The 21,743-nt window shown below is 40.2% G+C and carries 29 protein-coding genes and 1 pseudogene; 3 read left to right on the top strand and 27 right to left on the bottom strand.

From position 1 onward, the window contains the following. Positions 1–18: 18 nt before the first annotated feature. The 6 genes from V4P57_RS03340 to V4P57_RS03315 all read right to left on the bottom strand — a co-directional run bounded on the left by V4P57_RS03340 (position 19) and on the right by V4P57_RS03315 (position 4,297). Entirely contained in the window at positions 19–537 is a 519-nt protein-coding gene (locus tag V4P57_RS03340) for a phage major tail tube protein (RefSeq protein WP_455466234.1), read from the bottom strand. Then, complete coding sequence (locus V4P57_RS03335; RefSeq protein ID WP_455466578.1) at positions 534–1,823, bottom strand: phage tail sheath C-terminal domain-containing protein; 1,290 nt, start codon at positions 1,821–1,823, stop codon at positions 534–536. Before V4P57_RS03335 ends, V4P57_RS03340 begins: the two co-directional genes overlap by 4 nt. Positions 1,824–1,960: 137 nt before the next feature. Then, the gene (locus tag V4P57_RS03330; protein ID WP_455466577.1) at positions 1,961–2,419 is read right to left on the bottom strand and encodes a hypothetical protein; all 459 of its coding nucleotides are present in this window, start codon (positions 2,417–2,419) and stop codon (positions 1,961–1,963) included. Further along, positions 2,416–3,408, bottom strand: a complete 993-nt coding sequence (locus V4P57_RS03325; RefSeq protein ID WP_455466576.1) for a ParB/RepB/Spo0J family partition protein — start codon at positions 3,406–3,408, stop codon at positions 2,416–2,418. Before V4P57_RS03325 ends, V4P57_RS03330 begins: the two co-directional genes overlap by 4 nt. Beyond that, on the bottom strand, positions 3,408–3,806 hold the full coding sequence (locus V4P57_RS03320; RefSeq protein ID WP_455466950.1) for a hypothetical protein: 399 nt from the start codon (positions 3,804–3,806) through the stop codon (positions 3,408–3,410). The genes V4P57_RS03325 and V4P57_RS03320 overlap by 1 nt, the downstream gene beginning before the upstream one ends. A gap of 197 nt (positions 3,807–4,003) precedes the next feature. After that, positions 4,004–4,297 (bottom strand): helix-turn-helix domain-containing protein, encoded by a 294-nt coding sequence (locus V4P57_RS03315; RefSeq protein WP_455466949.1) that lies wholly within the window; start codon positions 4,295–4,297, stop codon positions 4,004–4,006. A gap of 148 nt (positions 4,298–4,445) precedes the next feature. Between V4P57_RS03315 and V4P57_RS03310 the strand changes: the two genes are divergently transcribed. Then, entirely contained in the window at positions 4,446–4,970 is a 525-nt protein-coding gene (locus tag V4P57_RS03310) for a helix-turn-helix domain-containing protein (RefSeq protein WP_455466575.1), read from the top strand. Positions 4,971–5,565: 595 nt separating this feature from the next. Here V4P57_RS03310 and V4P57_RS03305 read toward each other — a convergent pair. The 13 genes from V4P57_RS03305 to V4P57_RS03245 form a co-directional block, all read right to left on the bottom strand. Then, a complete protein-coding gene (locus tag V4P57_RS03305; protein ID WP_455466751.1) occupies positions 5,566–6,387 on the bottom strand; it encodes an MBL fold metallo-hydrolase in 822 nt (273 codons plus the stop codon). An 11-nt stretch (positions 6,388–6,398) separates the two neighbouring features. Continuing rightward, a complete protein-coding gene (locus tag V4P57_RS03300) occupies positions 6,399–7,172 on the bottom strand; it encodes a TatD family hydrolase (RefSeq protein WP_455466750.1) in 774 nt (257 codons plus the stop codon). After that, complete coding sequence (gene metG, locus V4P57_RS03295; protein ID WP_455466749.1) at positions 7,162–8,721, bottom strand: methionine--tRNA ligase; 1,560 nt, start codon at positions 8,719–8,721, stop codon at positions 7,162–7,164. The genes V4P57_RS03300 and metG overlap by 11 nt, the downstream gene beginning before the upstream one ends. 61 nt (positions 8,722–8,782) lie before the next feature. Beyond that, on the bottom strand, positions 8,783–9,838 hold the full coding sequence (locus tag V4P57_RS03290) for a DNA polymerase III subunit delta' (protein ID WP_455466748.1): 1,056 nt from the start codon (positions 9,836–9,838) through the stop codon (positions 8,783–8,785). Continuing rightward, on the bottom strand, positions 9,835–10,506 hold the full coding sequence (gene tmk, locus V4P57_RS03285) for a dTMP kinase (RefSeq protein WP_455466747.1): 672 nt from the start codon (positions 10,504–10,506) through the stop codon (positions 9,835–9,837). The genes V4P57_RS03290 and tmk overlap by 4 nt, the downstream gene beginning before the upstream one ends. Positions 10,507–10,537: 31 nt before the next feature. Next, positions 10,538–11,701: a D-alanyl-D-alanine carboxypeptidase family protein gene (locus tag V4P57_RS03280; RefSeq protein WP_455466746.1), complete on the bottom strand. Its 1,164-nt coding sequence runs from the start codon at positions 11,699–11,701 to the stop codon at positions 10,538–10,540. Between the two features lie 365 nt (positions 11,702–12,066). Next, positions 12,067–12,945 carry a septal ring lytic transglycosylase RlpA family protein gene (locus V4P57_RS03275; RefSeq protein ID WP_455466745.1) on the bottom strand — a complete coding sequence of 293 codons (879 nt, stop codon included), beginning with the start codon at positions 12,943–12,945 and terminating at the stop codon, positions 12,067–12,069. 371 nt (positions 12,946–13,316) lie between these two features. Continuing rightward, on the bottom strand, positions 13,317–13,514 hold the full coding sequence (locus V4P57_RS03270; RefSeq protein WP_455466744.1) for a hypothetical protein: 198 nt from the start codon (positions 13,512–13,514) through the stop codon (positions 13,317–13,319). Between the two features lie 125 nt (positions 13,515–13,639). Beyond that, the gene (locus tag V4P57_RS03265; protein WP_455466743.1) at positions 13,640–14,092 is read right to left on the bottom strand and encodes a hypothetical protein; all 453 of its coding nucleotides are present in this window, start codon (positions 14,090–14,092) and stop codon (positions 13,640–13,642) included. Further along, positions 14,089–14,949 carry a ParB/RepB/Spo0J family partition protein gene (locus V4P57_RS03260; RefSeq protein ID WP_455466742.1) on the bottom strand — a complete coding sequence of 287 codons (861 nt, stop codon included), beginning with the start codon at positions 14,947–14,949 and terminating at the stop codon, positions 14,089–14,091. Before V4P57_RS03260 ends, V4P57_RS03265 begins: the two co-directional genes overlap by 4 nt. Beyond that, positions 14,949–15,347: a hypothetical protein gene (locus V4P57_RS03255; protein WP_455466614.1), complete on the bottom strand. Its 399-nt coding sequence runs from the start codon at positions 15,345–15,347 to the stop codon at positions 14,949–14,951. The genes V4P57_RS03260 and V4P57_RS03255 overlap by 1 nt, the downstream gene beginning before the upstream one ends. Next, positions 15,331–15,471, bottom strand: coding sequence for a hypothetical protein (locus V4P57_RS03250; protein ID WP_455466613.1), 141 nt, complete (start codon positions 15,469–15,471; stop codon positions 15,331–15,333). Before V4P57_RS03250 ends, V4P57_RS03255 begins: the two co-directional genes overlap by 17 nt. Positions 15,472–15,544: 73 nt before the next feature. Further along, the gene (locus V4P57_RS03245) at positions 15,545–15,838 is read right to left on the bottom strand and encodes a helix-turn-helix domain-containing protein (protein ID WP_455466949.1); all 294 of its coding nucleotides are present in this window, start codon (positions 15,836–15,838) and stop codon (positions 15,545–15,547) included. A 148-nt stretch (positions 15,839–15,986) separates the two neighbouring features. Here V4P57_RS03245 and V4P57_RS03240 point away from each other — a divergent pair, with 148 nt between their 5' ends. Next, positions 15,987–16,511, top strand: a complete 525-nt coding sequence (locus V4P57_RS03240) for a helix-turn-helix domain-containing protein (RefSeq protein ID WP_455466575.1) — start codon at positions 15,987–15,989, stop codon at positions 16,509–16,511. A 454-nt stretch (positions 16,512–16,965) separates the two neighbouring features. Here the strand turns inward: V4P57_RS03240 and V4P57_RS03235 are convergent. From V4P57_RS03235 to V4P57_RS03200, 8 genes and pseudogenes are all read right to left on the bottom strand, one after another. Beyond that, positions 16,966–17,223, bottom strand: a pseudogene (locus V4P57_RS03235) (hemagglutinin repeat-containing protein); the annotation flags it as partial. Positions 17,224–17,970: 747 nt separating this feature from the next. Further along, positions 17,971–18,375, bottom strand: coding sequence for a hypothetical protein (locus tag V4P57_RS03230; RefSeq protein ID WP_455466741.1), 405 nt, complete (start codon positions 18,373–18,375; stop codon positions 17,971–17,973). A 274-nt stretch (positions 18,376–18,649) separates the two neighbouring features. Next, positions 18,650–18,853 (bottom strand): hypothetical protein, encoded by a 204-nt coding sequence (locus V4P57_RS03225; RefSeq protein ID WP_455466740.1) that lies wholly within the window; start codon positions 18,851–18,853, stop codon positions 18,650–18,652. 20 nt (positions 18,854–18,873) lie between these two features. Continuing rightward, entirely contained in the window at positions 18,874–19,188 is a 315-nt protein-coding gene (locus tag V4P57_RS03220) for a hypothetical protein (protein ID WP_455466739.1), read from the bottom strand. A 535-nt stretch (positions 19,189–19,723) separates the two neighbouring features. Next, on the bottom strand, positions 19,724–19,885 hold the full coding sequence (locus tag V4P57_RS03215) for a hypothetical protein (protein ID WP_455466738.1): 162 nt from the start codon (positions 19,883–19,885) through the stop codon (positions 19,724–19,726). A 6-nt stretch (positions 19,886–19,891) separates the two neighbouring features. Further along, positions 19,892–20,239, bottom strand: coding sequence for a hypothetical protein (locus V4P57_RS03210; protein ID WP_455466737.1), 348 nt, complete (start codon positions 20,237–20,239; stop codon positions 19,892–19,894). Continuing rightward, entirely contained in the window at positions 20,232–20,609 is a 378-nt protein-coding gene (locus V4P57_RS03205) for a hypothetical protein (protein WP_455466736.1), read from the bottom strand. The genes V4P57_RS03210 and V4P57_RS03205 overlap by 8 nt, the downstream gene beginning before the upstream one ends. After that, on the bottom strand, positions 20,531–21,325 hold the full coding sequence (locus tag V4P57_RS03200; protein ID WP_455466735.1) for a hemagglutinin repeat-containing protein: 795 nt from the start codon (positions 21,323–21,325) through the stop codon (positions 20,531–20,533). The genes V4P57_RS03205 and V4P57_RS03200 overlap by 79 nt, the downstream gene beginning before the upstream one ends. A 1-nt stretch (position 21,326) precedes the next feature. Here V4P57_RS03200 and V4P57_RS03195 point away from each other — a divergent pair, with 1 nt between their 5' ends. Next, positions 21,327–21,485: a hypothetical protein gene (locus tag V4P57_RS03195; protein WP_455466734.1), complete on the top strand. Its 159-nt coding sequence runs from the start codon at positions 21,327–21,329 to the stop codon at positions 21,483–21,485. Positions 21,486–21,743: the final 258 nt, after the last annotated feature.

Here is a 21,743-nt window from a genome sequence, read left to right as displayed (position 1 = left end):
ATCCCTAATAATGAGAGCTTATAAATTGAGAATAGAGCGTCGACGGCCACCGATATCTTGTCCATTGCGTACAAGCCAGCCGCCTCGTTTAAAAGAAAAGCGATGCAGGACAGAACCATCCCAAAATTCCGTATAATCCCAAATATTTTTAATCTCGCAATCATAGCCTGTGGCTTTCCCACCAGACAGACCTTCACTATCAACCTTAACTAAGCGGCCTATGACATCGATGGAATGTTCATGCTCGCGCCCATCTTCTTCACAAACCACATGCTTTTTGCCGGTAAATTTATGACGAACACCAGGGGCACCACCAAAGATGCCAATGATTTCTGGGGTATGGCTGCGGATTTTCATTTGCAAACCAAAAGCTTTGACACCAAGGCCAGCAACATCAATTTGCATATCAGAACCACCTGGTTGATAGGTTTCGGTGATTTCTTCCAATGTGGGAAGTTTAAGTGTCTCAAGATCAAGATGTAGATTGACATCATCATCAACAATCAGGGTAAAACCGCGTATAATGCGTAAGGTCATATTTCACTCCTTGCTGCTTTGCGATAACCCTCAAGCGTATCGCCAAATGCGTAAGTCATTTTATTTTGGATATCCTCGGCCAGCCGATTAAAGTAAGTGCCATTGCGGCGACTGCCAAAACTTAAATCTTCTAAAGGCGGAACTTCTTCCGCATCAAATTCCACCCGTAACTTTCCCAGCTGTAAATTGCTGTTTGAATTAAAAGCACGATCAAACCAAACACGCCCACCCAAAAGGGCGCCACGGGCAATCATATCATCTAGAAACTGCGTGAGACTGCGGGTAATGGCAATGACATGTTGGCCTGTAAGGTTCTCATCATTTGCCCAAGGGCGCAAATTATTGATAATGGTTTTCTCTAGTGCCGCACGGGTGCGTACCACATTAACAAAACGCCACAATGGATCACTGGATGTGGTGTGGTTTCCCCATAAAATGCGTCCATTGGCGACAAATTGCCCCTGCGCATTTTGGCTAAGCCGTGCTGGAATAAAGGTAGCAATATCGGCTTGATTGAGGCGGTTTGCCTCATGATCCATTTCTCCATCAAAATAGCTAATCGGGCGCGCCGTGCCTAAAATGCCTTTGACATCTTGATTGGAAGGAGACCAAAAAACACCGCCCCTTTGCTTATCCCGTTTGATAAACATCGCCACAGCAAAAGGACTTGCCGGTTTAATGCTAAAACCACCATCACTATTTGCAACCCGTACAAAGGGATCAATCAGATAACAAAAGCGTGAGGAAAAATCTGCACGAAATGCAAGGCTTTCTTCAGTGTTTTTGCCTCCCGTATCAAAAACGGCTATCGCTTGCAGCTTTTCGGCAACTTGTTCAAGTGCATCCGCCACGGGGTTTTTGCCATTGTCAACCCGCCCTGCACTATAAGCCGGTGCCAGGAGAATCCCAGGTTCAACACCTAAATGCCCCCGTGCATGTTTCAGCGCATGCACACCGGTCAAGGCAGAATTTGATCCCACCATTTCAGCTTGTGTGTCAGCAATGGTAGATTTTTCTTCCACACGCACAAGAATAATTTGTGCCCCTCCCCCTTGTGCACACACAGCATTAATCACATCAACAGCCGTGCCTTTTTGTCCAAGCTTGTCGATTTTGTCCGCTTCATGCGTAGAGATAAGTACAGGTTCATTAAGGGGATAAAGTTGTGCATCCGCATCAAGCGCCGTGACAACAGCACCAATGGCCGTCTGACTAAACATCTCCAACGGCCGCGATTCTTCACCAGCCTCAACAAGGCGAATCCCATGATTAAATTCTGTTGCCATTTTGCTCTCCAAATCAATGAAGAGACCATAACAACAAACGCATAAGTATCATAAGCCTGACACTGTCAGTCAAATATAGGTCGATGGCAACCCCGGCAGGGCGGCCTTAGCCAATTCGGCAATAGTAAACCATTCCTTCATGGCTGCCCCCTTTTAATGCGAACAGGCGTTGCGCGCATGAGTTTCAATCGCGCCGCAATCTCCCGCTGTTCCTGCTGGAGCCTCGCAATCTCTGCTAACCGTGCCTCATCCCCTTGCAACAGCAATAAACCATCTTCACTCACAACCTCATCCCACAGCCAAAATGCCTCTGTCGCCCGCACAAAAGCCTTAAAACGCGGCAGGGAAATATCCACCTGCTTACTTTCCGCAACATAAGCATCTAAACTTGCCTTACTTAAGCAACCAATCCCTAAATAATGCGCCATACGCTCGGCAATCACACTGCGTTCAAACGGGCATTCACGCAAAGCCCGCGCCATGGCACGCTTAATACGTGAACGAAACCGCTCCAGATCAATCTGGGCAACAGGCTCACGACAGGGAAAAACCGGCTGTCGAAAAAAATCAAGCTGTTGAGAACCATGCCTCTTCATGCCTGCTCCTCCCCCCGTTCTCTTGCAAGATAATCACAAAACCGCGCCTTTGTCTGCGCATCCGCTCTCTGCCAAACACCCAACAATTGAGCAAAAATACGTTCCTGTTCATTGATGTGAGGCGGCGTATTAATGCCATTGACCAAATCAAAAGCCCGCCGTAAATCCCCCTCAACCTGTTGCAAAGCAATCGCCACACGCCGCTGCGCAACCGGCTCCATCTTCGCAAGCTTCAACAATTGCGCCTGATTATCCGCCAATGCCGTGCCACGCAAAACCGCCCGTAATTCCGGCTGTAAATGCTGGGAAATTTTCGTTAAATAATGTACTGCACGTTTCGATAAACCAATGCGATCCGCCACATGTTTGGCAAAAGACAAAACTGTTCCTTTGCCATTTTCTCCACTCGCATGAGAAATAGGTGCAACTTGCACTAATTGCTCTTCATCATGAAATAGTGCAAACTTTGCACTATTTCTCGTTTCAGAAATAGGATCAAGTTGATCCAATTTCTCATCAGCAGACCAAAATGCAATGTTTGCGCTTTGATTTGCATGTATATCATCACCAATCAAAGGGTAAACATTACCCTTTGATTTTTTATTCCTACCAATCTTAATCTCCCCATACTTCTTTTCCCATAATTTGCGGTAGGTCTGGACAAACAGGGCACGGTCAATCACCGACAATTCATTGCGGAAAAGGTTTTCTGCAACCTCTAAAAGCGCGGCATTGTCCTTATCAGCTTGCACCACAACAGCATTAATTTCGCTATAGCCCAAAAGCTCAGCAGCACGTAACCGGTGCGCACCAGCAATCAACGTATAATTGCCTCCCTTGGCATTGGGCGTATGGCGTACTGTAATCGGATTCATCAATCCCTCTCGCACCATTGATTGCGCAAGCGCCTTGGCATGCTCATCATCCACAGGGCGAATACGCTCAGGCACCACAATCAAATCTAAAGCAATCTCTTGAAATCGTGCCATCACGCCGCCACCTTTTCCATTTCTTTAAAAAACAAATCCATCGCACGCCCAGCCCACCTTCGATAAGCTTTCGCAAAAACAGGTTCTTCCAAACGTCGATTAATCACTTGCAAAGATAGAGAGATAGAAGTCCGCTGCCGTGCTTGTATGGCAACAATACGCCATCGTGGTACCCCAAACTGATAATGAAAAAGATGAATGACAATCTGCCGCGCTAACATCGCATCAAACAAATGATGCGGCGGGTTAATAATATATCGTACAGGTAAATGGCGAAAACTGCTTTGCACAACCTTATAACAGCAAGCGAGCATCGTTTCTAATCGTTCAACTTCTGAATAAGGATTAACGATATCGCTTCTGACATCTGGGGTCCATAAATTACAAGCAGCAACCATAATCCCCCCCGATAAAGAAAACTTGACCACCACCTAATCGCCAAAAACAAACCATCCAATCAGCTGCCTGATGAGACAACTGTATGCAATTTATCTTGCCAATTTCGTATTGATGTTTAGACATTGATAAACCTTTTTATCTTATGGTATCTAAATTCATGGCAAATGCGTTTAACACGCAAAGCCGTGTAACGAGTTCAAGCGGCATTACCGCGCAGTGCGGAAGGGGTACGCGAGTCCGTATTAGCGTGTTTTGCTGCTTTAAAAATGCGACGGCGACTTTTGGGGTAGCGGTCGCTAAAAACCTGCTCAACGGGCAAGCCGATAAAATCGGCAATAGCGCGTTCAGCTTTCTCGTTAGACCGTGTCCAGATATGTTGAACACTGGATGACGATAGTTGATAAGCTTTTGCAAGCTCCGCCAAGGTCATATTACGACGGCGTAGCTCGGCTAAAATACTATGGCGATCCCATATTTGGGTCATGGTCATAACTTTCGCTCCTGCTTCAAACGGATGCTGCAACATCCGTCTTTGTGGGGTTAATTGTAAAATATATGCCCGCTATATCGGGCGGTAATAAAAGATATAATTCACTTTTATGAATTAGTAAACCTAAATGTGTATTAGGAGTGTTTTTTTGGGACGTCCTAAAAAAGAACCTAAAACAGAACTAGCAAAACGGTTACGTGAAGTGCGTCTTGCTCTTGGTTTTGTGGAACGCAAACAATTTGCTGATCATCTTGCGGTACCTGAAAGTACTATGAGCAACTATGAAACTGGCTTACGCGAACCACCTATATCCATGCTGATAATTTACAAAAATATTTGCGGTGTATCTGTGGAATGGCTAGCTACAGGTGAAGGCGAAATGTTCACGGACGTAACGAAAGTGACAGATTTAGAAGCACCTACCATCCCTGCTGGACTCATGAAAAAGCTTGGTCGCATAGCTTATACGACCTATCGTGATACAAAAATAAAACTCCCCCCTGAAGATATAGCGGAAATCGCGGCGGAGCTCTATGGAAAGTTGCAAGAGCTTGCTCAAAACATCAATGATACGGAAGAAGTTGAGCTTACTTTGCCTCTTCTCAAACTGCATTTAAAGCGTCAAATCGAAGCTGAAAGAGCACATATAACAACTACACAAAATACGGCTTAATGCCTCTCTAAAATGAAAAACTGATATGAAAATCTTTTTACATTAGAAAAATTATGTAACTATCTTATTTATAATAATATATTGCTCATAAAAATAGATAATCACCAATAGGTGCAAATCTTTTTTGCTTTTTTGGTCATTTTGGATTGTTTTTGGAGTTGCTTTTACGATTTGTCTGATTTTTTTCAAAGGTCTTTCAAAGCCGGATTTCTGGGCTTTTACAGACTTTTTAAAATTCTTCAAAGGATTTTCAAAGACCTTTCACAGACTTCTCTCATTTTTAGCACAAAATTCCGATTTTTATGATTTTTCGCTCTTTTGGGCCATTTTAGGTGTCAAAATTTAATTTTACAAAACGCGCATTTAATGGTAAAAATTGTACATAAAAACAACAAATTACCACATATTCCTAACTAATCCCACCTCTTCCCACTTAGTGCAAAACCTAGTGTCAAACTACAATAAGGAAATCAGCCAACATATATAGAATAAACATGAGAGCTAGAGCTCTACTCATTTAAAGTATTTCTTTCTAACCGAATTGCTGTTTATTATCTCATTTGTGCCTTATAATGTAAAAAATTGACTTTATATTTTAAACACCGAGCGATATCTCTGTCTCGAAAATAAGTCCTTGATATGCCGGCTTAACGTGCGGAGGGGTGTAATTTACAACCTCATCGTAATCAAGTGATCTGTCCATATGTGTGAGTATAGCTTGTTTTGGATTTAGATATTTTATCCACTCTAGCGCTTGTTCAAGTGAAAGATGGCTTGGATGAGATTCAAACTGAAGAGCCTCAATAATTAAAACATCCAAATTCATCAATTTTGGTAATGTTTTTTCAGGAAATTCATTAACATCTGTACAATAAGCAACATTTCCAATACGAAAACCTAAAGAATGAATGTTACCGTGACATTGTAGATGCGTATTAACGGTTATTGCTCCGCCCTGCCCCTGAATTATAAATTTGCTATCTTCATTAATAAGGTGCGCTTTTAAAATGGGTGAATAAGACGAATTTTTTAGTGTTTGAAAACAATAGCCGAAAGCATTTTTCAAATGCTCCAGTGTAAATGTATCTGCATAAATATCTATCAAACATTTTTGTGCAAGTGCATAGCTGCGTAAATCATCAATCCCATGAATATGATCTGCATGAGAATGCGTATAAAGTGCAGCATCAAGATGGTTCACGCGCGCATTGATCATTTGTGATCTAAAATCTGGGCCAGTATCAATAACGACTGCTGTTTTTTTTCCCGATATATGAATACGTTCAACTAATAAAGAACTTCTGTAACGTTTATTTTTAGGGTTATTTGGATCACAAGCTCCCCAATCACCATTGGGACGTGGTACTCCCGGAGATGAACCACAGCCTAATATTGTAAATCGGTACCGATCAAACATAGCTTTTTGCCTTATTTCATTTTGTTAAATAAACGAAAAGCATTTTGCGTCGTTATCTGAGCTGTTTCTTCAATACTTAAGCCAATAGTTTCAGCCAAAACAGCTGCTGTATAACGCATCAAAAATGGCTCATTTGTTTTTCCTCTATGGGGAACAGGTGCTAAAAATGGAGCATCTGTTTCAACCAATAAATGCTCATGAGGTATAATTTTTGCTATTTCACGAATTTCAAGGGCATTTTTAAAAGTAAGAATACCTGAAAAAGAAATATAACCACCAAGTTCGATGCCGGCACGAGCAAGTTTCATCCCAGATGAATAACAATGAAGAACAAATGGAAAAGTGCCCTCTTTTATCTGTTCACGTAATATTTTCTCCATATCTCCATCCGCATTGCGTGAATGTATAACAAGAGGGAGTTGTGTTTCACGAGAAGCGATAATATGTTCTTGGAAAATTTTCTTTTGCTCTTTTGGTGAAGAATAATCATAGTGATAATCAAGCCCCACTTCCCCAAACGCAACAATTTTGGAATGCTTCGAGTGATGAATAAGCTTCTCAGCTGTAATATTTTGTTCTTCATGGGCATGATTTGGATGCGTGCCAACGGAACAAAATACTTGCTCATAAGTCTGCGCAATTGCTAAAAGTTTATCCAACTTATGAACATGCGTTGAAATTGTTATCATACGTTTAACATCAGCATCTAAAGCCCGTTGGATAACATCATCCAAATTTTGTGAAAAATCTTCAAAATCAAGATGACAATGTGTATCAATCAACATGATGAGTCTCGTCTTTTCTCAAGATATAACGGGGAAAAATTGGCTCTGGTGGAGGAAGATCAAGACCTGCTTGAATTTTTGAATTACTGATATGATACAATAGCCGATCGTCTTCTGCAATTGCAAGGCTATCAAGAAGCTTGGCTGCCGATTGTGGTATGAAAGGCAACAGCATAATTCCTATTTGCCGCAGAACTTCTACAGTTATGTAAAGAACTGTAGAAAATCTTTCTGGATTATTTTTCCGTAAACTCCAAGGTTGTTCACTGGCAAAATAGCGATTAGCATCTGCCACGACTGAAAAAATAGTTGAAAGTGCTAAATGCATCCCATGACAAGACATGGCTTGGCGCATAATTTCAAGCGCTTGAAGAGAGTATTCTAAAAGCTGTTGATCTTGAACTAAAAAAGCAGCTGGTATAGGAACTTTTGCATCGCAATTTTTGGCAATCATGGACAAAGAGCGCTGTGCTAAATTACCAAGATCATTAGCAAGATCCGCATTAATGCGATTCACAAAACTATCATGGCTATAACTACCATCTTGTCCAAATGGCACTTCACGAAGAAGAAAATAACGAAACTGATCAATACCATAGTGATCAATCATTTTAAAAGGATCAACAACGTTTCCAATGGACTTTGACATTTTTGCACCACGATTGAGTAAAAAACCATGAGCAAAAACACACTTAGGCAATTCAATTCCAGCGGACATTAAAAATGCTGGCCAATAGACTGCATGAAAACGAATAATATCTTTACCAATGATATGAACATTTGCAGGCCAAAAATCACGTTTTTTTGAATTTTTATCGAAAAAATCAATTGCTGACAGGTAATTTGTAAGCGCATCAACCCAGACATACATCACGTGCTTTGAATTACTTGGAACAGGAATTCCCCAATTAAAACTTGCCCGTGAAATGGAAATATCTTTTAAACCCGACTTTATAAAACTTATAACTTCGTTCCGTCGTTCAAGTGGAGCAATAAAATCAGGATGGTTTTCATAATATTCAAGAAGAGCTTTTTCATAACGGGAAAGCCTAAAAAAATAACTTTCTTCTTCGTTCCATTCAACTGGAGAGCCTAATTCCTTTTCGCGGCGGATGTTATCTTCCCCAACTTCAGTATCTTTCTCTTCATAATAGGATTCCTGACGAACCGAATACCAACCAGTATAACGTCCAAGATAAATATCGCCATTCGCTTCCATCTTTTTCCAAATTTCTTGACAAGTTTGATGATGGCGCTCTTCTGTCGTACGGATAAAATCGTCATTAGAACAATTTAATACTGCAAGCATTTTTTGAAATGCTGCACTGTTGCGGTCTGCAAGTTGTTTAGGTGTTATGCCTAATGCTGCTGCTGTTTGTTGCATTTTTAAACCATGCTCATCCGTACCAGAGAGAAAAAACACATTTTTTCCGTCTAATCGTTGAAAACGGGCCAAAACATCACTTGCAATTACACTATAGGCATGCCCAATATGTGGAGTCCCATTAGGATAAAAAATTGGAGTTGTTATATAATATGTATTACGCATGTCATACTCATTGTGAAACGCAATAAAAGATACACTGACATAACGTCTGTTAATCACATTGTCACGGAAAAAACGTACCCTCGCGAATGATCTTATGAACTTTGAAAAGCAAGTTGATAATGAATTGCTTTTTATCGAGATTAAATGATTGTATTTCCCCTATCTCTTGATAAATCTCCTGCCATACTTGCGCATATTTTTTTGAGAGAGCCAAATCTTCCCTTTCAACGAGCATGATAGCTTTTTTTTGAATTTTATCAAGAAGTTCGTCACAAAATTGTTGAAATTGAATCTCTGAAGAAAGAGATGAGAGTTTTTGTGCAACAGTATGTACAACAGTTGGATTGCAAACAGATTTCTCCAAGAGAGTATCAATAGTTCTAACAATTTCAAAACCACCATCGCAAATAAGTAAGGCAGCTTTTCTAGGGCTTCCGTTGGATTTTTGAATAATCATTTCAACAGTTTTTTCATCAGGTAAATTCTGATTGGAAAAAATATGTGTAATGGCTTTTTTCATCTCATTATCATGCAATGGTCGCAAAGAAATTTGCTGACATCGTGAGCGAATTGTTGGAAGCACTCTTCCTAGAGAGTGCGTGATAAGAATAAATAAAGTCTTTGTAGGAGGTTCTTCAAGCGTTTTGAGAATTGCATTAGCCGCACTTCTATTCATATCGTCTACAGGATCAATGATAACAATACGCCACCCATTATTTTGCGAAGTTTGGTTTAAAAAATGCATAACATCGCGGATATCATCAATAAGTACACCTGTTTTGAATTTTTGTGTTTTTAAATCAAAGCGACGTGAAACGTGTAAAAGATTGGGATGACTACCCTGCGTAATTTGATGCCATGTAATAGAATTATGCTCTGGTTGTAGGAAATCATCCCTTTGAGAGCTTAAAATATTCCAAGCAAAGTGAAATGCCAATGTGGCCTTGCCAATTCCGTGCTCTCCTTCGAATAATAAAGCATGATGTAAACGCCCCTTTTTACGCACTTGCATCAGAAAATGACGAGCAGTCTCATGACCAAAGATCATATTGTTCTGTGAAGGCGATAAAACTGTGTCAATATCGTCATATTGGCGCACAAAATTTACGTCATTCATATAAAATGATCCATAAATGCTTGATCACAAATACTTTTTATTTGGTCTGCAACAACGTGAATTGTATTTGTCGCATCAATCACACGAAACCTATGAGGTTCCTGTTCGGCTAGTCGAAGAAAAGCTTGGCGCCTTTGTTCTTGAATTTCTAAATTATCTTTTTCAAAATAATCAATTGGTTCTGCTTTTTTTCTTATATAATTTACGCTTTCCAAAAATCTTCGAGTATTTACACGTTCCATAGCGTACTCTGCCGATATATCTAGTAAAAATGTCAAATTAGGCATTATCCCATTGAGAGAAACACGTTCTAAAACAGAAAGAATAGAAGAATCTACCTTATTATTGAGTCCTTGATAAACACGTGTAGAATCAATAAAGCGATCACATAACACCACTTTACCTTCTTGCAAAGAAGGTACGATAACTTCGGTAACATGATCGATGCGTGCAGCTGTAAACAAAGCGGCTTCAATCACAGGTCCATACTGTTGAGCCTGACCGGATAATAAAATATCGCGTATTATTTCTGCACCTCGCGTTCCTCCTGGCTCTCGTGTCATAACAACTTCATAGCCCTTGCCCTTGAGATGCTCATAAAGACAAAAAATTTGCACCGATTTTCCTACTCCGTCCCCCCCTTCAAATGTGATAAAATAACCTGACACCTATAAACCTTATCCTTTATTTTAGCGCATACTATAAATATTTTCGTAACCATCCAATTGTTATCTCATAGAATGAATTTTTTACTTTTGCAAAAAAGCTTCCTTCCTGAACATTTTTTCCAGCAAAAACGGTCTTTTCGAGAAAAATCTTTTTATCTTCTAAAATTTGAAGAATACCGACTGATTGTCCTGAAACAATGGGAGCTTTTAATGGACCACGATATTTAATTTTTGCTTGAATGTTCATTTTTTTTTGATTCGAAAGCATAAAATTTATCGGCTCTTTAACAATAAGTGGAACAAAATTTTGCGATCCACCATAAACAGAAGCGCAACCAATCACCTCCCCTTTTGTGAAAATCGTTTTAAGATCGAAAGCTGTCATTCCCCATTGAAGAATGCGTTCTACTTCTTTTGTATGCCCTTTACCATCTTGCAAACCGTTTATTGCTAAAAAAAGACGTCGATGGTTTTTATAAACGGAAACAACCATTGAAAAACCTTCTTTTTCACTGTAACCAAAGCCAAATCCTTCTGCACCAATTTCTTTAGAAATAAGAGGATTTTTATTACGTTGAAAAATTTTATTCCAAGTAAAGTGGGGTTCACGGTAAAGCGTGTAATAATCGGGATATTCATGAGCAATATGACGCGCTAATGTGATCATATCGCGCAATGTCACAAACTGCCCTTCTTCTGAAAGCCCTGTCGCATTAACAAAATGGCTATGCGACAATCCGAGAGCTTGAGCCCTCTGATTCATCAACTTTGCGAAATTAGCCTCACTTCCCGATATCCCCTCAGCAAGGATAATAGCAGCATCATTTCCATTGACAATAATTAAACCACGCAAAAGATCAGAAATACTAATTTCTGTCTTTACTTTTGCAAACATAGTGGTTGTACCAGAAGGTGCTCCACCTTTGCGCCAAGCATTTTCACTTACCTTGAATTTCTGTGCACTACTTAACAATCCTTCTTTTAATTGATGAAATATGACTTCAGCCGTCATCAGTTTTGCTAATGAAGCAGGGAAAAAAGCAATATCACTCTGTTTTTCAAAAAGTATTGTATCTGTGTCATTATCTAATAGCAGTAATTGCGATGCGGAATTTTGAAAATTTTGTGCTCTTCCCCACCCATCCAACGTCAACATCCAAAATAAGATGAATAAAACTCTTAATGCTTTGTGCATAACCCCTTCTCCCATATCTAAAGAGGCAGCATAAAGAATCTTCTTATACAAGGAAAGATTTGTTTTTTGTAAACTGAAAATTATTAAAAAATGAGACCAGTTTTTTATTTTTGCTCAGTATCGCCAAAACAAACCAGCATGCTATACTCTCTTTTTCGTTTTTCGCGTAGGATTTATTTTGAATGTCTCAAATACGGCAAAGCGTAATGACGCTTTTAGAAAGTTACCTTATTCCATAATAATACGCAATCTCATCTTTTTTTGTTTGAAATAAAAAATACTACTATAATCAACCAGTTCCTATCATCTGTAATTTAAAAATTATAGATGATGAGAAAAAAACATTATTCTCTTAAAACTTGTAGCTAATTGACTCGTATCTTCTTGCTTGGCTTATTTATAAAAGCCACTTGATCAAACAGCGTTGGCTTACTAATCAAAACGGGACCGATTTTGGGCAACCTTATTGAAAAAGTTTTATCGAGTTCTTTTTGTTCAATTGCAGATTCATCCAATCGTTTTTGATTGTCTGCACCGATTCTTTCTAGCACAATATTTTCTCTTTCTTTTGAAAGACCTGCCAATGCTAATGAGGACAAAGCCTCATTCCCTGAAATATAAGAAGCCATTAAATAAGCACCATCATAATAGCCAACAGGCGCATCAGAAATATATTCCACTTTAACATTTGCCACACCTGCACTTGCATAACCAAGTATTTCCGCAGCTTGCTTTGATAAATCAATGATTCTATCTTTCATAAAAGGACCACGATCATTTACTCTAACAATGATAGAAGATCCATTTCTCAGATTAGTAACACGAGCATAACTGGGTAAAGGCATTGTGGGATGAGCAGCAGTCAAAAGGTTCATATCATATATCTCACCGTTTGCAGTTAAACGCCCATGAAAATCTGCACCATACCATGATGCTTCTCCAATACGTTGATAGGTTGGATTACTTTGGGGATAATACCATTTTCCGTTTACTTGGTAAGGTCTACCGACAACAGCTCGCCCACTTCTCTTTTCTTTTGATTGATTTTGTTCACTAGAATTTTTTTTAGGAAGAACAGAAGTATTTACATTGGTTGCTTTATTATTGTAAAAACCTTTTATTGTAAAAGGTACTGTTCGGCTCGCACAGCAAGATGCCAATAACTGAGATACAACTACCACAGAAACGAATTGAAATGTTGAATGAAGAATAGAAGTAAACTTTTCCTTGCTAATTAAAAGCATTTGTCAGCCCGCTTATTTCTAATTAAATATTTACTGCGAAAAATCACATTACACCTTCTATATGCGACATAGAAATTCACATTTTTGGATGATTTCCCTCGCACGGCTATGATAGCTTGAAATTTTACCTTTTATCAAGGAAAATTAATGCATTGTTAATCTTTTTATGATTTTTGTAAGAAATAAATGCGATCTTATAGACGTTATGAACGAATTAAAAAATAAAGAAATCAATATCTTCATATGTCACATTGATGTCTTTTCCCGTGGACAGCTGAGAAGCTGAAATCGTTGTGTCATGCTTTGCTTGCATCACAATGTCGCTCTCTGCAACAAGATTAGACGAAACCGTTGTGGTGTGCGATTCGGATTTATTTATTGGAAGATTTTTCGTGAAAAAATCCGCTTTCCGACGATTGTTGTTGCTGATTAAACTTCTCTTGGGCTCCTTTTATAACAATATTTCCACCAAAATGAATGGAAATATCCGCCTTTGCCTGATCTTGCGTCCTTCTCTGTGCCGGCAATAAGCATTGAAGCAATAATTGTTGTGTTGTTCTCAGATTCAAGGGAAATCCCTCCCCCCGGATATGCTTGAAACTACTACTTGCGTAGTATCAACATTGTTATGTATTGATTTGCTGCCACTAAATGCCCCACCATCTTTATGGTACGTGTAATCTGTTATCAAGTTTTACATAATTTGACAGCAGGTTTTGCACCAATTTTTTTCATAGAATTTTAAAAGGATTCTCAAAGGATCTTTCTGAAGCCTCACAATTTCTGCTAACCGCGCTTCATCCCCTTGCAATAACAATAAACCATCTTCACTCACAACCTCATCCCACAGCCAAAATGCCTCTGTCACCCACACAAAAGCCTTAAAACGCGGCAGGGAAATATCAACCTGCTTACTTTCCGCAACATAAGCATCTAAACTTGCCTTACTTAAGCAACCAATCCCTAAATAATGCGCCATACGCTCGGCAATCACACTGCGTTCAAACGGGCATTCACGCAAAGCCCGCGCCATGGCACGCTTAATACGTGAACGAAACCGCTCCAGATCAATCTGGGCAACAGGCTCACGACAGGGAAAAACCGGCTGTTGAAAAAAATCAAGCTGTTGAGAACCATGCCTCTTCATGCCTGCTCCTCCCCCCGTTCTCTTGCAAGATAATCACAAAACCGCGCCTTTGTCTGCGCATCCGCTCTCTGCCAAACACCCAACAATTGAGCAAAAATACGTTCCTGTTCATTGATGTGAGGCGGCGTATTAATGCCATTGACCAAATCAAAAGCCCGCCGTAAATCCCCCTCAACCTGTTGCAAAGCAATCGCCACACGCCGCTGCGCAACCGGCTCCATCTTCGCAAGCTTCAACAATTGCGCCTGATTATCCGCCAATGCCGTGCCACGCAAAACCGCCCGTAATTCCGGCTGTAAATGCTGGGAAATTTTCGTTAAATAATGTACTGCACGTTTCGATAAACCAATGCGATCCGCCACATGTTTGGCAAAGTGCAAACTTTGCACTTTGCCATTTAAGTCACCATCATTTGGCAAAGGGTAAACATTACCCTTTGCCACTTTATCCTTTGTATATTGATTACCGTGGTCACCACCACGTTGAATCTCCCCATACTTCTTTTCCCATAATTCGCGGTAGGTCTGGACAAACAAGGCACGGTCAATCACCGACAATTCATTGCGGAAAAGGTTTTCTGCAACCTCTAAAAGCGCGGCATTGTCCTTATCAGCTTGCACCACAACAGCATCAATTTCCCGATAACCCAAAAGCTCAGCAGCACGTAACCGGTGCGCACCAGCAATAAGGGTATAATTGCCCCCTTTAGCGTTGGGCGTATGGCGTACTGTAATCGGATTCATCAATCCCTCTCGCACCATCGATTGCGCAAGCGCCTTGGCATGCTCATCATCTACAGGGCGAATGCGCTCAGGCACCACAATCAAATCTAAAGCAATCTCTTGAAATCGTGCCATCACGCCGCCACCTTTTCCATTTCTTTAAAAAACAAATCCATCGCACGCCCAGCCCACCTTCGATAAGCTTTCGCAAAAACAGGTTCTTCCAAACGTCGATTAATCACTTGCAAAGATAGAGAGATAGAAGTCCGCTGCCGTGCTTGTATGGCAACAATACGCCGCCGCGGCACCTCAAACTGATAATGCAGAATATGAATAACAATCTGTCGTGCTAACGCCGCATCAAATAAGCCATGTGGAGGATCAATAATATATCGGATCGTTATATGCTTAAAGCCACCACTCACTACTTTTAAAGAACAGGAAAGCATCACTTGTAAACGTTCAACTTCTGAATAAGGATTAACGATTTCTCTTTTTGCCTCTGGAACCCATAAATTATAAGCAGCAACCATAATCCCCCCCTGTAAAGAGAATGGAAGCACCAGCTGATTTAAAAAAACAAACCATCCAATCAGCTGCCTGATGAGACAACTGTGTGCAATTTATCTTGCCAATTTCGTATTGATGTTTAGACATTGATAAACCTTTTTATCTTATGGTATCTAAATTCATGGCAAATGCGTTTAACACGCAAAGCCGTGTAACGAGTTCAAGCGGCATTACCGCGCAGTGCGGAAGGGGTACGCGAGTCCGTATTAGCGTGTTTTGCTGCTTTAAAAATGCGACGGCGACTTTTGGGGTAGCGGTCGCTAAAAACCTGCTCAACGGGCAAGCCGATAAAATCGGCAATAGCGCGTTCAGCTTTCTCGTTAGACCGTGTCCAGATATGTTGAACACTGGATGACGATAGTTGATAAGCTTTTGCAAGCTCCGCCAAGGTCATATTACGACGGCGTAGCTCGGCTAAAATACTATGGCGATCCCATATTTGGGTCATGGTCATAACTTTCGCTCCTGCTTCAAACGGATGCTGCAACATCCGTCTTTGTGGGGTTAATTGTAAAATATATGCCCGCTATATCGGGCGGTAATAAAAGATATAATTCACTTTTATGAATTAGTAAACCTAAATGTGTATTAGGAGTGTTTTTTTGGGACGTCCTAAAAAAGAACCTAAAACAGAACTAGCAAAACGGTTACGTGAAGTGCGTCTTGCTCTTGGTTTTGTGGAACGCAAACAATTTGCTGATCATCTTGCGGTACCTGAAAGTACTATGAGCAACTATGAAACTGGCTTACGCGAACCACCTATATCCATGCTGATAATTTACAAAAATATTTGCGGTGTATCTGTGGAATGGCTAGCTACAGGTGAAGGCGAAATGTTCACGGACGTAACGAAAGTGACAGATTTAGAAGCACCTACCATCCCTGCTGGACTCATGAAAAAGCTTGGTCGCATAGCTTATACGACCTATCGTGATACAAAAATAAAACTCCCCCCTGAAGATATAGCGGAAATCGCGGCGGAGCTCTATGGAAAGTTGCAAGAGCTTGCTCAAAACATCAATGATACGGAAGAAGTTGAGCTTACTTTGCCTCTTCTCAAACTGCATTTAAAGCGTCAAATCGAAGCTGAAAGAGCACATATAACAACTACACAAAATACGGCTTAATGCCTCTCCAAAATGAAAAACTGATATGAAAATCTTTTTACATTAGAAAAATTATGTAACTATCTTATTTATAATAATATATTGCTCATAAAAATAGATAATCACCAATAGGTGAAAATCTTTTTTGCTTTTTTGGTCATTTTGGATTGTTTTTGGAGTTGCTTTTACGATTTGTCTGATTTTTTTCAAAGGTCTTTCAAAGCCGGATTTCTGGGCTTTCACAGACTTTTTAAAATTCTTCAAAGACCTTTCAAAGACTTCTCTCATTTTTAGCACAAAATTCCGATTTTTATGATTTTTCGCTCTTTTGGGCCATTTTAGCTGTCAAAATTTAATTTTACAAAACGCGCATTTAATGGTAAAAATTGTACATAAAAACAACAAATTACCACATATTCCTAACTAATCCCACCTCTTCCCACTTAGTGCAAAACATAATGTCAAACTACGATGCCCCACCATCTTTATGGTGCGACATTTCATAATGTAAGCTATTTTCTGCATTGCTGACCAGGATATCATTGCTGGTTTTGAGCCCAACCTTGCCCTCAGCAGCAATGGAATTGCTCATGAGGGTAAGGTCATGATGTTTTCCATCTTGCTCCGCAACTGCCGTGATATCACCATCAGCTTTTATCGAGGAACCAACAGATGTAGACTCTTGCATGTCAACTTTCGAATTTTCACTCTGAAAATGGTATGCCATTTCATCAACTTGTGTTGATCTGAGCCTGATGGGTTTTGGTTAAGGGAACAGCCACTATTGTTTCGTCTCCCATTTCACATTGTGCTTTTTATCTGGTTGCCTCTTTAAGGATGTTCGTGCCGCTGATGATGATCGATTTTGCAAAATTTTTTTGTTTGCTAACGTTTCCTCTCACCTTCAAAATATTTTATCATATCGCGTTCACTTTGCATCGTAGCGCTCACCCCAAAGGTATCATTGTCAAAAAACTTCTGATACCCCGCAATAAAGAGATTTGTTAAAAATGAATCACTGCGTGAGGGAGATGATACATAAATCTCTTTTGAATCTCGCAAGTTGTAACGGTAACATGCTTTGCTCATACATTCATAAATTGATGCAAATTCACTCATGAAAGAGTCCATATTATCAAGAGAAGAATAGACTGGTTGCCAACCACATTTTGACAGTGCTTCTCCAACTGCAATACGATCCGCTCCAGGCTTTTCCTATAATACCAGAGTCGATGACGGAGGTTGGTTCATACATTCAGCTATACTTAACAAAGTTATAGTGCTCAATAATTTCAAGATTTTCCTCATTTTCTTCTCTTTCAATGGATTTATTTGCGATAAAATGGCTCGTAACTTGTTAATATTCCATCTTCGTGCCCAGGACAGCTATAGGACAGTCTTGAAATGGTGTACCAAAAAAACAACCCCACACATGCATGCAAAAGCACGCAAAATATGAGGGTTCATCACCAGCAAAAAACTATGGCTGGCATTCAGGCTGGTCTTTATTCTCTTTACAATAAGGGCTATTCAAGCGTTTTTTGGCACTTCGCGTGGGAATGTCGGCATCAGGTTGACAAATTGGGAGATTGTCAGATTTATACTTCTCACACCAATTCACCATCCCAAATTTATGACGGAAACCTGCTCGAACCAAGCACGCATCAATGGATGCATCCCTATTTATTTTTTCATTGGTGCTTATTTCTAAATGGAAACCATCAAGGGTCGGCATTCCACATTCTAATAGCGCTTTTTTTATCTCAAGTCGGTCTGCACCCGGTTTTTCAAACATATCCACAGCCGTTAAAGGAGTCTGATCTGAGTAACACCCAGCCATAAAAAACAGAGTCATCCCGCTCAATAATTCTAATATTTTTCTCATTTTTTTCTCTGAATAAACTCCTACACGGCAAAATAACCCATACGCTATTTTACATCCTAGCTTCTCACTTCTAAAACAACGATGGACATTATCGACGTTTATTATTACGCTGGCTACTTCTTCTTACTGACTACTGCCAGAAAACACCCTTTTGCAGTGGGATTGCCACCGGCTAATATCTCTATTAACAATGTCTTTTTTATGTCTTTCCAGGCCGACATGAGTTTGCTTGCCATTATTCAATTTATCTAACATATTGGCCATAGATTGAGCATTAAAGACTGGGGGCATAGAGATTGATCTCTGTTTGATCTGCTAACCCATGTAAACCTTGTTTATCTAAGGACTGCAGCGCATTCCCCACGGTCATGCTACCGCGGCTATGGCCATAAAGTTTTAACCCTGTAATACCATTTCTATACACCAAATCTTTTGATTCTTGTGTTGAATTAGTCAAACCCAAAAAGTTATTTTTCATAAACTTCTGGTAGCCTGCTATCATAAGCTCTGATATGGCAGAATCAGCTTGGGAAACCATAACAAAATAAAGCGGATTATTTTATCCTTCGCGTGTTGCTCTGCATAAACAGTGGCTTCCTCAGATGAGGTAGAGGTTCCATTAAAGGAGGCATGCACCTTGCCATCAGAACCTTCTTGCAAATGCTGATTTTCCTCAGCATTTAAACAATGAAACTTAGAAATATTTTGTCCACGGCTGTCTTTGATAGGATTTCCATTTTCATCTTTGAGATAAATTATATTGCTCTTTTCATCGCGATCAGTAACAGTGATAGGGTGCTCTTTGATAAACATAGTTTTATAAATTGCTTCGTAGTATTCAAAGCCTTCTTTCAGTGCTCATCTTGGCCCACTATTGACTTTCATGGCTATATCTTCCAGCTTTGCTACGTCTAATGATGCTACAGCTTGGTGGGTTGCAGCAGTTGTTCCGTTACACTGTTGGATAGGGATGATGGCACACAAAGGAAACACGCTCGCACATTCATGAAAAAGTACACAGAATGTGCGAAGTGTGGTTCATCACCAGCATAAAACTTAAGGCTTGCATTCATGTCAATTTTTTTAAAACCAAATGAACCATAATTATTTCTACACTCAGGACTCGCATTTCCATAACAATTATGGGTACTAGGATCATATCCTGCTAATGCTCTCCCTATCTCTCTCATTAGAATTGCTGGTGAAAATAATACATAGGAAAACTCCAAGGGTACCTTATAATCAGTAGGTGGATTTTGACCAATCACTGTACTAATGGAGTCTAACATATGGCTTTATAAATAAACATAATTTTTCTTGCCATCGCTTACATAATTTAGCATATGGGTCACGATTTAGCATTATAAGCTGGTCCTGAAAGATAGATATCTGTTTTTTCTTCTATACCGTAGATACTACGCTCTTCAAAATCACGCAAGCCATTGCCAACGGTCAGGGCGCCACAACTATGCGCACGAATAATAACCCCATCATTGCTATAGCTATGCACCAGATTCTAGAATTTTTCGGTCGAATTACTCCCTTCCCCAACATACTGATAAATCACTATTCCTAACTCTATTTCCCATGAGTCAGCTTTTGGAAAATACATAAAATAAAGTGAATCATGTTCATTATCAGCCAACTGAACAGCATTATGAGTTGCTTCATCTTGTGTGTTAAAAATGCCATTGTAGAATACACGGATATTGCCATCAGAGCCAGCTTGTAAATGCTGCTCATCTTCAGCTTTTAAATCATGATACAGAGATATTTTTTGTCCATGGCTGTCTTCTATAAGACTTCCATTTTCATCTATTTTATAGAGTACATTGCCATTTTTATCGTGCTCAACCTCACTCACGGGACGCTTTTGAGATATGCAATTTCAAGAATTTTGTCGAAGTAACCAAGCCATTCATCCAACAATTTATTTTTATATCTAGGCCATTCTGAACGATATCCTCAACTGATGTAGCGTCTATCGATGAAGCGGCTTTATGGGCTGCCGCGGTGTTGCGGTTGAGGGCATCAATGATTTGCCCAGCATCTTGCCCCATCGCCCTTTGTCCAGTTATATCAGTAAGGATGATGCTGCTATCACTGATAGCAGCTTTAGTTTCTCCTTCCGCTGCATCCTTGGCTTTTTCGTGATTTAAAACATTTTTGGCAAGTTTTTTATGATACCATATTGCCCTTGTTCCAAAGCACCACCAGAAGAAACACTGAAACATCGGCTGCTGGCTTGCGCATGGGTACTGTTGATGATGTCACTGATGCTAATGCTTCGTGTGGTCAGGCTGTTTTTTTCTGCCGACGCGGTGCTGGTAACAAGTCCTCCAGTTAGGGTCGTTTTATCTTTAACGTTGATTTTAAAGTCGCCTTCACCGGCTTTGATGCCTGATTGTTCCACAACACTGTGATAATCGCTGGAAGATTGATCCTTTTGTAAGAAAAGGCTTGTTGATCCTGCATCAAAACTTTTGCTTCCACCAAATCCTGCAGAAACTGATTTCTGCTTGCTGGAAATTTGACCGGCATTACTGCGACTGGCAATGGTGAAATCACCCCCTACTTCCATTGCTACATGGTTTGCAGAATCCACGACGCCTGCCAGCGTGGCGTTTCCCCCACTGTTGGTGTGAAGAGTGCCGTTGCCAACAATATGAGCGTTCTTCTGGTAAACCTCCTTACTGGAGCCTTTCCCTTGACTAAAGAAGGCATTGCCTGTTTCCCCTGCGCCACCAGTACCATAGCTATACCCAACATTCACCGAAGCACTTTGCGTGTGGTTTTGCGTGTTTTGTGCACTTTCAAAGGTTATATCTTTTCCTGCTTCTAAGGTGATATTCTCGCTCTGTTCATCATTATTTAGTGCATAGACTGGATTGATGCAGGCGATGATATCAGCCCCTCCAACACTATTGATGCTGCCTTTGTGAGCTTGCATATTGACAGAACGCCCGCTTTCTATTGTATTAGTTAAGCAATTGACGTATCAGAAGACGCCTCTGCTTTCTCAGTCTTCAAGCCCTACTGTCACACCGGCAAAAATATCAGCCATATTGGCACGAGCCCCTTTTGGTGAGCCATCCTTTATCCCATTGTAAAAACCTTTGTCTTTGTCATAAAGATCATAGCCTTTTAGACTTACAATAATGCCATTACCGATTTTGTGTTTTGTATCCTCATGACCAAAACGTTTTGCTGCATTCCTTACATCTTATACGGTGCCAAGAGTACCGACATTGACAAAGGTTGTAACACCTGCAAACGACCTTTCGTGTATTTCTTGTGCCTTGGAAATGTCATGATTTTCCGAAAGCGTCACATTATTACCGGCATGAATATCTACATCACGCTGTGCT

It is taken from the genome of Bartonella sp. B39 (assembly GCF_053795145.1).
This window is presented reverse-complemented; position numbering and strand designations above follow the sequence as displayed.

What these genes read in the sequence shown, in the direction of transcription:
- V4P57_RS03340 (WP_455466234.1), bottom strand. Translation starts at nt 537, where the DNA reads ATGACCTTACGCATTATACGCGGTTTTACCCTGATTGTTGATGATGAT.
- V4P57_RS03335 (WP_455466578.1), bottom strand. Translation starts at nt 1,823, where the DNA reads ATGGCAACAGAATTTAATCATGGGATTCGCCTTGTTGAGGCTGGTGAA.
- V4P57_RS03330 (WP_455466577.1), bottom strand. Translation starts at nt 2,419, where the DNA reads ATGAAGAGGCATGGTTCTCAACAGCTTGATTTTTTTCGACAGCCGGTT.
- V4P57_RS03325 (WP_455466576.1), bottom strand. Translation starts at nt 3,408, where the DNA reads ATGGCACGATTTCAAGAGATTGCTTTAGATTTGATTGTGGTGCCTGAG.
- V4P57_RS03320 (WP_455466950.1), bottom strand. Translation starts at nt 3,806, where the DNA reads ATGGTTGCTGCTTGTAATTTATGGACCCCAGATGTCAGAAGCGATATC.
- V4P57_RS03315 (WP_455466949.1), bottom strand. Translation starts at nt 4,297, where the DNA reads ATGACCATGACCCAAATATGGGATCGCCATAGTATTTTAGCCGAGCTA.
- V4P57_RS03305 (WP_455466751.1), bottom strand. Translation starts at nt 6,387, where the DNA reads ATGTTTGATCGGTACCGATTTACAATATTAGGCTGTGGTTCATCTCCG.
- V4P57_RS03300 (WP_455466750.1), bottom strand. Translation starts at nt 7,172, where the DNA reads ATGTTGATTGATACACATTGTCATCTTGATTTTGAAGATTTTTCACAA.
- metG (WP_455466749.1), bottom strand. Translation starts at nt 8,721, where the DNA reads ATGCGTAATACATATTATATAACAACTCCAATTTTTTATCCTAATGGG.
- V4P57_RS03290 (WP_455466748.1), bottom strand. Translation starts at nt 9,838, where the DNA reads ATGAATGACGTAAATTTTGTGCGCCAATATGACGATATTGACACAGTT.
- V4P57_RS03280 (WP_455466746.1), bottom strand. Translation starts at nt 11,701, where the DNA reads ATGCACAAAGCATTAAGAGTTTTATTCATCTTATTTTGGATGTTGACG.
- V4P57_RS03275 (WP_455466745.1), bottom strand. Translation starts at nt 12,945, where the DNA reads ATGCTTTTAATTAGCAAGGAAAAGTTTACTTCTATTCTTCATTCAACA.
- V4P57_RS03265 (WP_455466743.1), bottom strand. Translation starts at nt 14,092, where the DNA reads ATGAAGAGGCATGGTTCTCAACAGCTTGATTTTTTTCAACAGCCGGTT.
- V4P57_RS03260 (WP_455466742.1), bottom strand. Translation starts at nt 14,949, where the DNA reads ATGGCACGATTTCAAGAGATTGCTTTAGATTTGATTGTGGTGCCTGAG.
- V4P57_RS03255 (WP_455466614.1), bottom strand. Translation starts at nt 15,347, where the DNA reads ATGGTTGCTGCTTATAATTTATGGGTTCCAGAGGCAAAAAGAGAAATC.
- V4P57_RS03250 (WP_455466613.1), bottom strand. Translation starts at nt 15,471, where the DNA reads ATGTCTAAACATCAATACGAAATTGGCAAGATAAATTGCACACAGTTG.
- V4P57_RS03245 (WP_455466949.1), bottom strand. Translation starts at nt 15,838, where the DNA reads ATGACCATGACCCAAATATGGGATCGCCATAGTATTTTAGCCGAGCTA.
- V4P57_RS03230 (WP_455466741.1), bottom strand. Translation starts at nt 18,375, where the DNA reads ATGAGAAAAATATTAGAATTATTGAGCGGGATGACTCTGTTTTTTATG.
- V4P57_RS03225 (WP_455466740.1), bottom strand. Translation starts at nt 18,853, where the DNA reads ATGAAAAATAACTTTTTGGGTTTGACTAATTCAACACAAGAATCAAAA.
- V4P57_RS03220 (WP_455466739.1), bottom strand. Translation starts at nt 19,188, where the DNA reads ATGTTTATCAAAGAGCACCCTATCACTGTTACTGATCGCGATGAAAAG.
- V4P57_RS03205 (WP_455466736.1), bottom strand. Translation starts at nt 20,609, where the DNA reads ATGTTTCAGTGTTTCTTCTGGTGGTGCTTTGGAACAAGGGCAATATGG.
- V4P57_RS03200 (WP_455466735.1), bottom strand. Translation starts at nt 21,325, where the DNA reads ATGCAAGCTCACAAAGGCAGCATCAATAGTGTTGGAGGGGCTGATATC.